At 65.7% G+C, this 216-nt stretch carries 1 protein-coding gene; it reads left to right on the plus strand.

What is annotated here, in order from left to right:
- Nucleotides 1–216 (plus strand): hypothetical protein (locus APY03_RS25890; protein WP_049234049.1); only part of this gene is annotated, 216 nt, incomplete at both ends.

A 216-nucleotide genomic window follows, 5' to 3' on the forward strand; every position in this document is an offset into this window, starting at 1 on the left:
GCGGCTGCTGGAGATGGCGGACGCGATGGACATGTTCTGCCAAGGCACGGACGGCGAGATGTTCGACCGCGATGGCACGCCGTGGCCCGAGGCCGACATCACGCTGGTCGATCTGGCGACCTACGCCCGCGAGGGCTACAACGCGCAGCTCTCGATCGCCTACATCAGCCTGATCAGCACGGTGAACAACATCGCCGAGCGCGACCAGTACCTGGG

It is taken from the genome of Variovorax sp. WDL1 (assembly GCF_001541225.1).
Lineage (GTDB): Bacteria > Pseudomonadota > Gammaproteobacteria > Burkholderiales > Burkholderiaceae_C > Variovorax.